This window comes from Calothrix sp. NIES-2098, assembly GCF_963875125.1.
In the GTDB taxonomy this organism is placed as follows: domain Bacteria; phylum Cyanobacteriota; class Cyanobacteriia; order Cyanobacteriales; family Nostocaceae; genus Aulosira.
Genome location: NZ_CAWNKJ010000001.1, coordinates 5,739,533 through 5,754,344 on the forward strand (window position 1 = coordinate 5,739,533; position 14,812 = coordinate 5,754,344).

Here is a 14,812-nt window from a genome sequence, read left to right on the forward strand (position 1 = left end):
GCAATCCTTTTGTGACAAAACTTCTGACAAAGCTGCCTGGGAAAATGGTAAATAAAACTTATAGGTGAAATGCCTGCACCATAAGAAATTACTTTCTTCTTGTGATGAGAGCATCTAGTGGTGCAAGATGTCTACTATTAGTATTTTTCTGTTTGCACTAAAAATTTTGTATAAATAACCGTGACTGTAAGCTTGTCTGTTGCTAAATCTCATCGCCAACCCTGGCCCGGACTGATAGAAGCCTATCGTGAATACTTGCCTGTGAGCGAAAAAACGCCGGTTGTCACTCTTTTGGAGGGTAATACGCCTCTGATACCAGTGCCTGCGATCGCGGAAATTATTGGCAGACAAGTGCGTGTCTTTGTCAAATACGACGGTCTTAACCCCACTGGTAGCTTCAAAGACCGGGGAATGACAATGGCAATTTCTAAGGCGAAGGAAGCAGGCGCGAAGGCAGTGATTTGTGCCAGTACAGGCAACACTTCAGCCGCAGCAGCAGCTTACGCTAGGCGTGGGGGGATGAGTGCTTTCGTGCTGATTCCCGATGGTTATGTGGCGCTGGGTAAGTTAGCACAAGCTTTACTTTACGGGGCTGAAGTACTGGCGATCAAAGGTAATTTTGACCGCGCCCTAGAAATCGTCCGCGAGATGGCAGAAAGCTATCCAATCACTTTGGTGAATTCGGTGAATCCCTATCGCTTAGAAGGGCAGAAAACAGCCGCATTTGAAATTGTCGATGTGTTGGGTAATGCCCCAGATTGGCTGTGTATTCCCGTAGGGAATGCGGGGAATATCTCAGCATACTGGATGGGATTTTGCCAATATCATCAAGTGGGGAAATGCGATCGCTTACCTAAGGTGATGGGATTCCAAGCAGCAGGCGCAGCTCCCTTAGTGCATGGTAAGCCAGTAGAGCATCCAGAAACCTTGGCCACAGCGATTCGGATTGGTAATCCGGCAAGTTGGGAAAAAGCGATCGCTGTTAAATCAGCTAGTCAGGGAGATTTTCAAGCCGTTACGGATGCCCAAATTCTCGATGCTTACCGACTATTGGCATCATCTGAAGGTATATTTTGCGAACCAGCCAGTGCTGCTTCCGTAGCGGGGCTGTTGCAAGTGAAAGACCAAATTCCTACAGGAGCAACAGTAGTTTGTGTCCTCACTGGTAATGGTTTGAAAGATCCAGATACAGCTATTAAACACAGCAACAGTCAATTTAAACAGGGTATTGAGGCAGAAATAGGAGCAGTAGCCCAAGCGATGGGATTTTAAGAAGAGGAAAGGGGAGCAAGGGGATGGGGAAGATGAGGGAGTGTGGGAGTTTTCTTCTCTATCTCCTCATCTTCCCCCTCCTCTTAGCCCCATGCCCTATGCCCCAAGCGGCGGGAGCAACCTCATCAACCCACAATAAAATGAAGTATTCCGCCGCTTTCAATGAATCTCCTGCATATCGTGTTCTAGGGAGGCTCGTTCCCTTGTCCAACCATCTATAGCGTCACCCAAAGCGGTAGTTAAGTTGTCACGAGTTTGGGCGTGGTTATCTTGCTCGGTTTTCAAAGCTTGCAGGAGGCGATCGCGTTCTTTGATGACTGTAACTAATTTAATTTTCAACTCATCCACCGATTGGAGTTGTTCTACTTCCTGTTGGATAGCTGTTACTGCTGTAGGATCGGGGAGTGCTTGTGTATCTAAGCCTTGGACTTTCTGCAATTCTGCTTTGAGAGATGCGATCGCCTGTTGAGATAGCTGTGCATCGGTGCGGCGTTGTTCCGCCTCGGTATTGTAGAGCTTACGCCACTTTTCAGCACTTTCCCAAGCGGCATCGCGATCGCGCCCAATTGCTACTATCTGCTGTTTGAGAGACTGGATTTCAGTCAACCATTGTGTTGTTAAGTCTTGACTCATAGCGATTGTTAATTAGTTAATAGTCAATAGTCATTGGTCAATAGTCATTAGTCAAGAGTTAAGGGTCAAGAGGCAAGAGTCATTTGTCATTTCTGATTTCTCCCCTTCGGGTGACGCTCCTTCGTCGCTAACGCTACGCTAACGCCAGTCGCCTGCGGAGGAGCCACTGCGTTGGGCGGGTTCCCCGACTTGAAGCAAGTGGCGTTGGAAACCCTCCCGCAACGCTGGTCTCACCTTGTTCTCCCTGTCTTCCTAGTCTTCCTCTTCTGCCTAGCCTCAGTATTATTTTGGTAAAAAATGTAAGAATAAGAGATGTGCTGATTACGGTAAATTTGGCAAATTAGTCGCACAAGCAGTCAGAACACCACAATCATGTATCAGCTTCGTTTTGTCCGCTTCTTTCGCCATCTTAACTGGCGTACTTTGAAGAAAACTTTTGCCAGGACGATGGAAAGACGACTGTTGGGACTGGCTTCGGAAATTGCTTTCAATGCCATGCTATCGCTCTTTCCAGCGATGATTGCTTTATTTACAGCCATTGGCTTATTTGCAGAATCGTTGCAAGAGACCTTTAGACAACTAGCGATGGAACTAAGCCGTATTGCACCAGAAGAAGCAATAGTTTTAATTCGGGATTTTGCTTCTAGAGAAATTGCTAATTCCAAAAATAGTAGTTTGTTTTCTCTGAGTTTTGCGATCGCAATTTGGGCTGCTTCTGGGGCGGTAAGTACTGCTATGACGGCTTTAGATCAAATTCATCAAATTCCCCCAGATAAAATGCGTCCCTTTTGGAAAGCTAAACTTGTTTCTCTGGGGCTAACTATCGGTACTATGTTGCTTTTAGTATTCGCTTCCTTCTTAGTGTTTATCAGCGACTTACTATTGGCAATGGTAGTGAATGAAAATACTTCTTTAGCCTTTTTGTTAGGTATTTTGCAACAATTACGTTGGCCTTTAGCTTTAAGTATTGTTGCTTGGGCTTTTGGCTTTGTCTATCGCTACGGCCCAAGCGTATGGAATCCAGGTACACCAATGATGCCTGGAGCCTGTTTAGCAGCTGTTTTTTGGGCAATTTTGTCTGGTCTGTTTCGACTTTATGTGGCTAACTTTGGTAACTACAATAAAGTATATGGTGCTGTAGGGGCTGTAATTATATTAATGTTATGGCTGTGGATGAGTGCATTTGTTCTCCTTGTAGGCGACCAATTAAATGTCACTGTTGGTGACGATATGCACTCGCGCAAACAATCAAATTTTCTTAACCAAAATTAATTAATAAATATACAGCAGTAAAATACTTAACTATTCAACTTCAAAAAGCGATCGCACTCATGCCTGATTTTCCTTCTCGATTGCCCATTACTGAACCAGATGCTAAAGCACCTACCTTGAGACGGCTGCGTCAACTAAGTAGGCTGTTGGATAATGTTATTACTGTTCCCGGAACCAAAGTCGGTGTAGGTTTAGATCCAATTTTAGGATTATTACCTATAGGCGGTGATGTTTTAGGAGTCATTCTTTCTAGTTACATTATTGTAGAAGCAGCGCGCTTAGGTGCATCTAGAGCAACTCTTGGCAGAATGGTATTTAATATCATCATTGATGGGTTAGTAGGCGCTATCCCAATGCTAGGAGATTTATTTGATTTTGCTTGGAAAGCTAATACTCTAAATATTCAACTATTAGAAGACCACTTAAAGTCTCCTCAACAAACTAAAAAGGTAGATAAGTGGTTTATTTTAGCACTAATAGCTGGATTATTGCTGATTGCCATTGTCTTAGTTATATTGCCTATGATAGTAATTAGATGGCTGTGGCAAGCCTTCACTGGTAGTTAATTAATTGATAATGGAATGAAAGATTGGTGGCAGGCGACTTTTCCTAAAGGGCAGCAAAGTGTAATTATTACTGATACACAAGGATATCCTGTAAAAATTGCCTACGGTGAAAGAGGTAAAGGTAAACCGTTAATTTTCTTACATGGTATGGGTACTTGGAGCTACAATTGGCGTCATAGTATAGCTCCATTATCTGAATATTGTCGGGTAATTTCTTTTGATGCTAAAGGTTATGGTTTCTCTGAAAAACCTTTGACTAGACGCGAAGCTAACGGTCATCAAATTATTGAACTAGCACGCGTAATTCAGGAATTATGCGATGAACCTCCTGTAATTGTTGCCGAATCTTTAGGAGGATTAACAGCCCTTTCTCTTGCTCAAGAGTATCCTGAATTAATCGGGCGGTTAGTAGTAGTCAATGTACCGATTTTTGCCGAAAAATTACCTCATTGGGCAATGTGGCTACTGGCTCAAACCCCTATAGAAATTATCGAAACAATAGACTCATTACGTCTAGCATATTGGTTTGCGCCTCTGTTTAGAGAAATTATGGCAATAGAAAGGCGTGAGGTGCTATTCGATCCTTCATTGCTAACCCAAGAAGATATCTATTGGATAACCTACCCTTTTACTGAACTTCCTGGCACTATTGTTAAAGTTGCCGAAGAATTACAAATAGCGGCTAAAGAAATTGAGAATTGGCAAAGTAAGAAACCAAATTTACTTAGTAAAATTCAAAATAAATTAAGTGATATTATATCCCCCACACTAATTTTATGGGGTGAGCAAGATAGTTGGTTTCCTGCTAGTCATGGGGAAAAGTTGCATAAAAGTATCCCCAATGCGAAATTGCAAATTCTACCGAACTGCCGTCACGACGCAGCCGCCGGTTCTTCTAAAGAGGTAAACACAGCGATTGTGGAGTTTTTGAGAGATACAAAATTCTTATAAATTGCGGCTAAGTTAAATAAAATACAAGTAACCACAGATAAACAAAGATAAACACCTGTATCTATTGTTATTTGTGGTTTGATATCAAAAACATCTAACTGGAAGATGGAGGATTGGGCATGAGATAATAATTTTCATGCTTGGTCGTGCCAAAACCTACAAGTTGATAATTACAGCTAAATCTAACTAAAGATTGAAAAATTAAACACCTCCAGTTGATAGGATGAAAAAATCTTGGAGGTTTTTATGCAAAGTCCAGACTTCCTTAATTCAACAGCAGGCTTTGAGGAGGTTGAACATACAGCTGATTGGGCTTATCGTGTATGGGGACAAAATCTCACAGAGTTGTTTATTCAGGCGGCTAAAGGGCTTTATGCGATCGCATCTGTCCAACTAGCAGATGATTCTCCCATTAACTGTAACATTCAACTTCACGGCGTAGACCATGAAAGTCTATTAGTTGCTTGGTTAAATGAACTTTTGTATCTGCACGAAAGCGAAGGTTTAGGGTTTAGCCAATTTGAAATCCTGCATCTGGATCGGCAAAATTTACAAGCAAAAGTTAGTGGTGCAAAAGTTAAAAATTGGAACAAGTTAATCAAAGCAGTAACATATAACAATCTAGCAATTCAAACTACAGAAAACGGTTTAGAAGCCACTTTAGTGTTAGATGTTTGAATGTGCCTTAAACTGTTATTAGTCATTAGTCCACGATTGACACAAATGACGAATGAGTAATGACAACTCTGATATAAAAATGCGCTATACCTTAAAAGCTTTTTCCCCCTGAATATATTAGACAATTAGCAATTTCTAGAGCCAGAGGGAACCATGTTTAATAAACGAGATTTCCGTCGAATTGAGGACTATTTGTGGGAAATTCCTACTTCCTACAATCCAAAAATGAAAGTTCCTGTCTGGATTTTTGCCGATGCACAAATTCTAGAGGATGCTTTGGCAGATTTATCAATTCAACAGGCGGTTAACGTTGCCATGTTACCTGGATTAGTCGGTCATGTAGTTGTCATGCCCGATGTTCATCAAGGCTATGGTATGCCTATTGGTGGAGTGATGGCAGCGAAAGTACCTGGTGGGATTATCTCACCGGGGGCAATTGGCTATGACATCAACTGTGGTGTCCGGGTTTTAGCTTCATCAATTGAGTATAAAAACGCTAAGTCCAAACTGAGCGATTTAGCAACTTCTTTATACCGTAACTGTCCTAGCGGTGTGGGCGAAAAGGGGAGTGTGCCATTAACTACCGCAGAATTAGATCGAGTTTGTCGTGAGGGTGCAGGTTGGACGTTAGCTCAAGGTTACGCTGAACCAGAAGATTTAGAATATACGGAAGAATTTGGTTGTTTGCAAGGTGCAGATCCGGATAAAGTAAGCAAACGAGCCAAAGAACGAGCTAGAGGACAGTTAGGTACTTTGGGTGCAGGTAATCATTTTCTCGAAGTGGATGTAGTAGATAAAGTTTACGACTCAGAAGCGGCTGATGTCATGGGCTTACAAGAAGGTTGTCTGGCTGTGCAGATTCATAGCGGTTCGCGCGGTTTTGGACATCAAATTTGCACGGATTACGTCCAAGATTTTCAATTTTCAGTCATTAGCTATGGAATTGATTTACCAGATCGAGAATTAGTTTGTGCGCCGATTGAATCTCCAGAAGGACAAGCTTATCTAGCGGCGATGAAGTCAGCTGCTAACTATGCTTTTGCTAATCGTCAGTTGTTAGCATCCCATACCAGGCGGAGTTTTCAGGAAATATTTGGGAGAAAAAACTCGAATTTACGCCAAATCTATGACATTGCTCACAATATGGGCAAAATTGAAACTCACGAAATTGAGGGCGAACAAGTGACAGTATGCGTTCACCGCAAAGGTGCAACTAGAGCCTTTGGGCCGGGGTTTTCCGATCTACCTGCTGACTACCGTTCTTTGGGGCAACCGGTGTTAGTTCCTGGTTCGATGGGTACGCAAAGCTGGATTTTGTTGGGAACTGAAAGAAGCGATCGCCTTTCTTTTGGTTCTAGTTGTCACGGTGCGGGGCGAGTTATGAGTCGAGCCAAGGCGAAGCGAGAAGTAAGAGGCGATCGCTTGCGTGGCGAACTTGAACAAGAAGGAATCAATATCCGCACAGGTTCTATGTCTGGTTTAGCAGAGGAAGCACCACAAGCTTACAAAGATGTTAGTCGGGTTGTGAATGTTGTCCACAACGCTGGGATTGCTCGTAAGGTGGCTCGTTTGAAACCGGTTGCTGTAATCAAAGGATGATACTCACTCATAAGCTAAGGGGTCTAGTTGCTATCAACTAAACCCCTCAGTTTTGCAATCCAATTCGATCCAACTATTCCTCCATAACGAACATGAGTTTACAGGTCTCGCTTTCTCAGTCCGAACCTCTCATAGTCGCCTCTTCCTTAGAGCCTGGTTTGGCATGACTCTTAACTCAAGAATTCTGCTAAGGGTGTCGCCACTATCTCCTATTTGAGAGATTCTTTGCGATCCCACCTATATATTAGCATAGCTTTTGACAACTGCATGGTATTTTTTTGGATTTTCAGCTATCAGTAATAAAATCTTTTCTTTAATATTCTAATATTTTTCTTTCTGCCTTCTACCTTCTGCTCTCTGCCTTTATTAAATGACTTTTGTTAAGAAAAACAAACAATTTTCTGGCTAAATAAACAAATCTTGTTGTCTTTGATAAGCTGAAGACATCAAGTATAAATACCAAACTTCAAAAATCCTTAAGCTCTTGCCTAGCATAAGAATTATGTTACAGATTGATTAGGGCATTTTTTTCAAAATTAGCCTTGAAACCTGAGTTTGAAAAAATATCTTACCGCCCCTATAGCTTAAGTCTAAACTAAAAGAGTTTGGTTTATTGAGGTTCGGATTATTTTCAGACAAATCTTTTGTATTGATTGGCGATCGGTTGCCCATTACATAGCTATCCGAGTGCTTGAAGAGATTTTGTTTGCTATCAGGTTTTACCTACTTTCTAATTAAAGATTGAAAACGTCAAAGCTAGGGGAATAACTGCTGAGAAATCGGCAATAAACAACCAATACCGCCGAAATCAAGAGATATCAAGATTACCAGAGGAGTTTAAGATGGAAATCTTCGATTATGTGATTTTAGGAGCTGGATTAGGTGGACTTTCAGCCGCAGCTTGTTTAACCAAGCAAGGATACCGAGTGGTAGTTTTGGAGAAACATTACTTACCAGGTGGCTGCTGTCATACCTTTGATTATGGTGAATATAGCTTTTGTGCTGATGTGCATTATATTTCCCAATGTGCCCCCGGTAAGACCATAGACCAATTTCTCAATTACATTGAACGAAATGTAGCCTTTAACAGCCTCAATCCTGACTGCATTGACCGAGTAATTACACCAGAGGCAGACTTTCAAATTCCCTTGGGATGGGAAAACTTGCGTACAGCTTTGCTGTCTAACTTTCCCGAAGAACAGCAGGCTATCAACCGCTACTGTAATGAAATTCAGCAACTCCATCAAGAAATGCGTAGTTTGGTGCGAGAAGTACGTTGGTATAATCGCAAGTGGTCTGATTGGTTGAAGTTACCAAAATATTGGAATCTATTTTGGAAACGGGATTGGACTTTACAAGATTTGTATAACTATGTGAATTTATCGCCCAAGCTACAAGCAGTACTAGCGGGACAAAGTGGCGATTATGCGCTACCACCCAATGAAATTGCGCTGATCACCCATACTTCCCTCGTTTGGGACTACTCAGAAGGAGCATACTATCCAAAACATCACTTCAGGCACTTTGTTGATACGATTACTGAGGCAATTACCTCTGGTGGAGGCGTAATTAAATATTCAACGCCTGTTGAACATATACAGGTAAGTAAAAACACTATTCATAGCGTTATTGCCAATGGTAAAACCTATACCGCCAGTAAAGCCTATATCAGTGACCTCGACCCCAAATTAACAGTAGCGTTGATGCACGATCCGGAAGCTTTAAGCCATAAGGAACGTCAACGTTTAACTAGTTATGAATACTCAGCTAGTGCTTTCAATATTTACCTGGGTTTAGATAGTCGCTTCGATCCGGAACGCTATGGTATTGGTAACTGGAATGTCTGGTACTATCCCACAGGCGACCTCAACAGAGAATATCAACAACAATTGGCAGGAGACTTTAGTCGTCCGTGGATTTTTCTCTCTTGTCCAACTATGAAGTCTCAGGAACCAGGAATGGGGCCACAAGGACATCACATTCTGGAGATTGCTACCGTCTGTCCTTACGAACCATTTGAACAGCTACACAAACACGACCCGAAAGCTTATAAAGCGAAAAAGCGGGAATTTTATCAGCAAATTATGACCAGTGTGCGAGATTTGATTCCAGATGTAGACAATTATGCACGGATGAAACTTTACGGCACACCTACCACCAGTGAATTTTATTTGGGACAACCCCAAGGTAATATTTACGGTGCGAAGTTAATACCTAAACAGGTGGGTTTAGAACGCTTAGGATATAAAACGGAATTACCTAATCTCTTCTTTGTGGGAGCGAGTGCTGGCTATCCCAGCGTACCTGGTGTTATTGGTAACGGCATGGATGTAGTGGAATTGCTTACAGGCGAAGCGGTGCGGCGAAAACAAGAAATACCAAGGACATTGGTAGCTGCTGGCTAGTTATTGAGCAAAAGGTAGTTTCAATGATATCTGTTTGAAAAGCGATCGCTCTTGTTTTTCTACCCCAGGATGTACGATTTCCTCTCTGTAGATTGTAGTGCCAGCTCTAGTGAAAGTTTACGATGTGACCACTGAGATGAATTTAGCTCACTATCTGCCGAAACCAGAGCGTTACTCCAAGGATGGCATTTTATGAAACTACCTCAAATGATTGTCACAATCGTCGCGGGGATTGCCTTTGGCTACCTCGCCTCCCAATACTTGAATAAAAATATTATGTATGCCATAGGCGGAGGAATGTTAGGAATTGGTGTGCTAACATACATTGCTCCGTCCAAGTCACAAGAAAAGCCAATTTCCACAAGCATTAGAGAGCCAGTGTGAAAAGCCAGCGCTGCCAACACACTTTATCTAAAAATTCTGGAATGGTAACAAAGGACAGACGCTATCAATTTCAGATTTACTTGAGCAATCAAATTCAGACTTTTAAAATGTTGGTTTTTCAAACAGTAACAAAGACAAAACGAAATCCATTATAAAAATTGACACCCAGGTAGTGACAACTGCTGTTGTTGCCGACTCTCCTACTTCTTTTGCTCCTCCTCTGGTAGTTAACCCCCAACTACAACCATTGACAGCAACTATAGCTCCAAAAATAAATCCTTTCAGCAAAATAATCCATAAATCTGCTGGTTCTAAAAAACTTCTGACTGACTCTAAAAATGCCTCTGGAGTAATCTGATAAAACTGTGATGCAGCAAAAATCCCACCAAAGATACCTGTAACTAAACCAAAAATTGTCAATAATGGTGTCATCAAGCAGCAAGCAATAACTCTCGGAAGTACCAGATAATCAATTGGGTCGGTTCTGAGCATATGCAATGCATCAATTTGGTCTGTGACTCGCATTGCACCTATCTCGGCTGCAAATGCTGAACCTACTTGACCGGCAATAATACTAGCAGACAGTATGGGAGCCAATTCTCTGCAAAATGCTAAGGCAAAAGCACCGCCTACAGCACTGACAGCACCAAATTGGACTAATTCCCTGGCTGTTTGAATAGTAAAAATCATCCCCGCAAAACCACTCACCAGCAACACCGGAGGTAGAGAAGCTGGCCCAGCAGTCACCATATGTTCCAGAATTTTACGGTGATAGGTTTTTCCTTGGAGTAAATGCAGCAATACTTGACCCAAGAGTAGTACTACTGAAAAACAGCGGGAAATTGAAAATTGTTTTATATTTTTTCTAGGCTGTAGTTTTAGTACCATCTAATCCTCCCTCAAGACGATCGTTAAAAATTCGTTAAACTTAAAACTTGCTTTATGTAGACGATTGAGGGAGACAAATTGAGCGTATGCATTCAAAAAAATCAGATAAAAAAAGCATGTAGTAATTATTAAGGACGCTAAAAGAATAACCCATTCTAGTTGGTTGTGGGAGTTTTGGATATAGCAATTTTTAATCAGAGCGATCGCCTGCTATCCGATTTATCCGTATACGGAAATAAAATTAGAAATAAACACTTAAAAATGAACCAGGTAGATTACCTCAGGATTAGCTTAATCGACCGCTGCAATTTCCGGTGTCAGTACTGTATGCCGGAAGGTGCAGAAATAGACTATATTCTCAAGCAGCAACTACTAACAGATGAGGAACTGCTCGTCCTCATTCAAGAGGTATTTATCCCTGTAGGTTTTACTCGGTTTCGTTTGACTGGTGGGGAACCTTTACTGCGTCCTCATGTGGTGGAATTAGTCAAAGCGATCGCATCTTTTCCCCAAACCCAAGACTTGTCCATGACAACCAACGGCTTTTTATTAGCTCCCATCGCCCAAAATCTCTACGATGCTGGGTTGCGGCGCATCAATATTAGCCTAGACTCTCTGGAACCAGAAGTATTCGATCAAATTATCGGCAATCGCGGCCGTGGAAAGTGGCAACAAGTATGGGATGGGATTCAAGCTGCTTATCGCGTCGGCTTCGACCCCCTGAAGCTGAATGTAGTGGTAATTCCTGGGGTTAACGATGGTGAAGTGCTAGATTTAGCTGCTCTCACTCTTGACCGCAACTGGCACATCCGGTTTATTGAATTTATGCCGATTGGTAACGGCGAATTATTTGGCGATCGCGGTTGGGTTTCTTCCGCACAATTACGTCAACAAATCCGCGATCGCTGGGGGTTGACAGATGCTCAAGTTCGTGGTGCTGGGCCTGCTGATGTATTTCAGATTCCTGGTGCGAAGGGAACATTAGGATTTATCAGTCAGATGTCCGAGTGTTTTTGCGATCGCTGTAACCGGATGCGTTTAAGCGCCGATGGTTGGCTGCGTCCTTGCTTATTGAATGAAACTGGTCAAATTGATTTAAAAACTGCTCTCCGGGCTGGTATCAGCACCGCACAATTACAAGAGCAAGTGAGAAATTTGTTGATGATGAAGCCAGAAATTAACTTTAAACAACGCGAATCTGGCACTGCGGGTACTTATACCCGAACTATGTCGCAAATTGGCGGGTAGTCAATAGCCATTTGTCCTTTGTAAATAACCAAGGACAAATGACTGAGGACAAATAACTATTACGCTTGTCGTGAGTAGTATTCCACCACGAGCAGTTCGTTAACTTGTAGAGCCACCCATTCTCGCTCAATAATACCGTTGACTTTACCAACCAGCTTGTTTTTGTCAAATTCCAGATGGCTGGGAAGGTTAGCTAGTCCAGGATATTGGAGGTTGGTTTCTACCAACTTCCGCGATGCTTCTTTATCCTTGACAGCGATGACTTCACCAGGACGGCACTGATAGCTAGCAATATTAACTACACGTCCATTCACAGTGATATGACCGTGATTGACGAGTTGACGCGCTGCGGGAATAGTCGGAGCTAAACCCAAGCGGAAAACTGTATTATCCAGGCGCATTTCCAGTAATTGCAACAGCGCTTGTCCGGTAGAACCAGTAACACGTCTGGCTTTACGGACATAGCGTAGCAGTTGCTTTTCGGTCAAACCGTAGTTTAAGCGCAGCTTTTGCTTTTCTTCCAGACGGATAGCATACTCAGAACGCTTTTTACGGTTCTGACCATGCTGACCAGGTGGATAAGCGCGTCTAGCGCTTTTACGAGTTAATCCTGGTAAGTCGCCCAAGCGACGTACAATTCTGAGGCGAGGCCCTCTATATCGGGACATGTGTTTCCTTAATCTATTCCTGTTTCAACTTTACCCAGACATTCCATTATAAATATCTGGAAAACATAATTTCCAGATATTATCAATTTCATTATGAGAATTTTGTGCTAATGCCAAAAGGCAGTGGCAATTAAAACACTTTCATCATTATGTCTTAAAAGTGTACAGGAGAGAAGGAGCAGGGGGAGATGAAGGAGTGTGGGGAGTGTGGGAGGATGAGGTGAGACCAGCGCTGCGGGAGGGTTTCCAACGCCACTTGCTTCAAGTCGGGGAACCCGCCCAACGCAGTGGCTCCTCCGCAGGCGACTGGCGTTCCCCGTAGGGGTTCTCGAAGAGTACCCGAAGGGGAGAGATGAACAAATAACCAATGACTCTGGACTCTTGACTATTGACCTTGTTGAATTTTGAATTGCTTGAGTTATCCTCGAATGTGCAGCTACAATTGCCTAGATCGAGAAGTATTGATTGCACTTATTGAGTTAGCATAGCCTTGGGTGTTTGGAGAACGGCAAAGTTAAGGAGTTAAAATCAATGAGCAAAAAAGGCGGTTCTGACTATAGAATGTTGTCTGCTAAAGCTGTTAAGGTGACAGTGCCAGTTTTAGCGATCGCAGGATGGTTAGCCACAATGGTTCCCAGTATGGCTATCACCGCCTCCTACAGCACCAATGATTACCGTGCCTGTGCTGGTCAGCTTTTACGGGTAAATATTAATGCGAACTCTGCATCACAAGCTTGTGCAGGGGCACTCCGTCCACGGGATTTATCTTCCTGTGTAGTTTCTATCAGCAGGCAAACACAAATCAGTGCTGTAGATGCTCTCACTACCTGTAGACAGGCTCGACGCCCTGAAGATTTAGCTAAATGTGTAGTTGGTATTAGCCTTTATCCGAGTAAAGAAGCGGCTAACCCAGCAATTTTAAATTACTGCGGTCGGAGTTTATTACCCGTCCGCTTTGGTCAGTGTGTGGTAGGCTTGCGAAGTGAAATTAAGTTTGCGCTCAATCAAGCATTAGATACTTGTATTAGCGGCAGCGATACAGTTAGTAACTTGTTTACACCTTCGGCTCTACCGCAAGTCCCCGCAGGAGCCTCAGAATTTCGCCCTACTTTTGAAACAACTCCAATTCCTACACAACCGTAATTGAAAGTCTCATGCAGAGAGCAGGGGAGCCACTGCGGTCTTGGGGTTTCCCCAAGTGGAGCAAGTGGCGTAGCAGGGGGATGAGGGCAGGAAGAAATAACTCTCATCCTTGGCTCTCGACTTTTTACCCGATCTATCAGTCTTCTTTTTTACCAAATACCAACTGTAAAATCATGGGGATACCACCTTCTTGGTGATATCTATCTGCCCAAGCACGGAGTACTTCATCCAACTCTTCCATTGCCTGCTCAAAGCGTTCTGGAGGAATATCCAGTTCTTCTAAGGCTCGCATGGAATTTGGCCGCCGTTCTGCCCAATCTTTCATGAGTCGGAAATACCGAGCTGTATCTTCGACCATGATATAGGTGCGCTCTTGGTCGTCTGCTGGCGCATAGAAAGGACGGGTAAGCGCGTAGAAAGGCATACCCCAAGGAGAATCAATGCGTGTCACCGTACCAGAGTAGAGCACACGGCGCTTGATATGCTCCGCTAAAGCTTCACTCAAGGGCATCTGATGTTCAGTCGGCAGATCCTCCTGCGATCGCTTGTGCAAAAATTCAATTAACTCTAAAAACTCAAAAGAGGTAATTAACTGGGCATCCGGCAGATTACTAGGTAGTTTCTGTTCAATTTGCCTTTTTTCTTCGCTTGTCAGACTTGTGCCAGGAATGCGCGATTTCCCTGGACGCCAAGGATATTTTTCCATCCAAACATAAGGCAATTGAATCAGATAGCGAGGCTCCTGAGAACCCAGCATTTTCAGCAATTTACCTTCAGTCAGGGCTTGTCTGACCTCTTCTACAATGATTTTGACCCGCTTCGGCTCCAAGTGGTGCAAATGACCTGTCATTCGCAAGTTTTGCCCCTGCTCTAGATAGGTCATGTAAATTGCACATTTGGCAGCCGTAGCTGCTGCATCTAAGAATGCCCCATGCCTGTGCCCACTCGTCCGCATGGCACTAAAAGCCAGATAAAGCATGATCTGATCCATCGCACTGGGGCCGAGACGTTTGATCAGATCTATGTCGTTACTCATATAACAGACAGTTAAATAGCACGTTTACAAATTTATTAGCCGTAGGAAAGTAAGTAGTATACACCCGAC

Annotated in this window: 15 protein-coding genes; 11 read left to right on the forward strand and 4 right to left on the reverse strand. The window is 43.1% G+C overall.

The genetic code is table 11. The features are described 5' to 3' along the window. Positions 1–180: 180 nt before the first annotated feature. The gene (thrC, locus tag AACU33_RS24110) at positions 181–1,272 is read left to right on the forward strand and encodes a threonine synthase (RefSeq protein WP_096591255.1); all 1,092 of its coding nucleotides are present in this window, start codon (positions 181–183) and stop codon (positions 1,270–1,272) included. 159 nt (positions 1,273–1,431) lie between these two features. On the opposite strand, the gene AACU33_RS24115 is transcribed toward thrC, so the two are convergent. Beyond that, positions 1,432–1,905, reverse strand: a complete 474-nt coding sequence (locus tag AACU33_RS24115) for a hypothetical protein (RefSeq protein ID WP_096591257.1) — start codon at positions 1,903–1,905, stop codon at positions 1,432–1,434. A gap of 372 nt (positions 1,906–2,277) precedes the next feature. Between AACU33_RS24115 and AACU33_RS24120 the strand changes: the two genes are divergently transcribed. From AACU33_RS24120 to AACU33_RS24150, 7 genes are all read left to right on the forward strand, one after another. Further along, complete coding sequence (locus tag AACU33_RS24120) at positions 2,278–3,177, forward strand: YihY/virulence factor BrkB family protein (protein ID WP_096591259.1); 900 nt, start codon at positions 2,278–2,280, stop codon at positions 3,175–3,177. 59 nt (positions 3,178–3,236) lie between these two features. Beyond that, a complete protein-coding gene (locus AACU33_RS24125; RefSeq protein ID WP_096591261.1) occupies positions 3,237–3,743 on the forward strand; it encodes a DUF4112 domain-containing protein in 507 nt (168 codons plus the stop codon). 15 nt (positions 3,744–3,758) lie between these two features. Further along, positions 3,759–4,694, forward strand: a complete 936-nt coding sequence (locus AACU33_RS24130) for an alpha/beta fold hydrolase (protein ID WP_096591263.1) — start codon at positions 3,759–3,761, stop codon at positions 4,692–4,694. 246 nt (positions 4,695–4,940) lie between these two features. Next, positions 4,941–5,372 carry an archease gene (locus AACU33_RS24135; RefSeq protein WP_096591265.1) on the forward strand — a complete coding sequence of 144 codons (432 nt, stop codon included), beginning with the start codon at positions 4,941–4,943 and terminating at the stop codon, positions 5,370–5,372. Between the two features lie 153 nt (positions 5,373–5,525). After that, complete coding sequence (locus tag AACU33_RS24140) at positions 5,526–6,971, forward strand: RtcB family protein (RefSeq protein ID WP_096591266.1); 1,446 nt, start codon at positions 5,526–5,528, stop codon at positions 6,969–6,971. An 842-nt stretch (positions 6,972–7,813) separates the two neighbouring features. Further along, on the forward strand, positions 7,814–9,376 hold the full coding sequence (locus AACU33_RS24145; protein ID WP_096591268.1) for a phytoene desaturase family protein: 1,563 nt from the start codon (positions 7,814–7,816) through the stop codon (positions 9,374–9,376). Positions 9,377–9,568: 192 nt separating this feature from the next. Next, complete coding sequence (locus AACU33_RS24150) at positions 9,569–9,760, forward strand: hypothetical protein (RefSeq protein ID WP_096591270.1); 192 nt, start codon at positions 9,569–9,571, stop codon at positions 9,758–9,760. Positions 9,761–9,862: 102 nt separating this feature from the next. Here AACU33_RS24150 and AACU33_RS24155 read toward each other — a convergent pair whose 3' ends face one another. Further along, positions 9,863–10,648, reverse strand: a complete 786-nt coding sequence (locus AACU33_RS24155) for an MlaE family ABC transporter permease (protein WP_096591272.1) — start codon at positions 10,646–10,648, stop codon at positions 9,863–9,865. A 261-nt stretch (positions 10,649–10,909) separates the two neighbouring features. Here AACU33_RS24155 and moaA point away from each other — a divergent pair, with 261 nt between their 5' ends. After that, on the forward strand, positions 10,910–11,896 hold the full coding sequence (gene moaA / locus AACU33_RS24160; protein WP_096591274.1) for a GTP 3',8-cyclase MoaA: 987 nt from the start codon (positions 10,910–10,912) through the stop codon (positions 11,894–11,896). A gap of 59 nt (positions 11,897–11,955) precedes the next feature. Here moaA and rpsD read toward each other — a convergent pair whose 3' ends face one another. Further along, complete coding sequence (rpsD, locus tag AACU33_RS24165; RefSeq protein ID WP_096591276.1) at positions 11,956–12,564, reverse strand: 30S ribosomal protein S4; 609 nt, start codon at positions 12,562–12,564, stop codon at positions 11,956–11,958. Between the two features lie 160 nt (positions 12,565–12,724). On the opposite strand from rpsD, the gene AACU33_RS24170 reads away from it, so the two are divergent. Next, complete coding sequence (locus AACU33_RS24170; RefSeq protein WP_339376259.1) at positions 12,725–12,886, forward strand: hypothetical protein; 162 nt, start codon at positions 12,725–12,727, stop codon at positions 12,884–12,886. Positions 12,887–13,095: 209 nt separating this feature from the next. Continuing rightward, positions 13,096–13,707, forward strand: a complete 612-nt coding sequence (locus AACU33_RS24175; protein WP_096591278.1) for a hypothetical protein — start codon at positions 13,096–13,098, stop codon at positions 13,705–13,707. 136 nt (positions 13,708–13,843) lie between these two features. Here the strand turns inward: AACU33_RS24175 and hetR are convergent, their stop codons facing one another. Continuing rightward, on the reverse strand, positions 13,844–14,743 hold the full coding sequence (gene hetR / locus AACU33_RS24180; RefSeq protein ID WP_096591280.1) for a heterocyst differentiation master regulator HetR: 900 nt from the start codon (positions 14,741–14,743) through the stop codon (positions 13,844–13,846). Between the last annotated feature and the right edge of the window lie 69 nt (positions 14,744–14,812).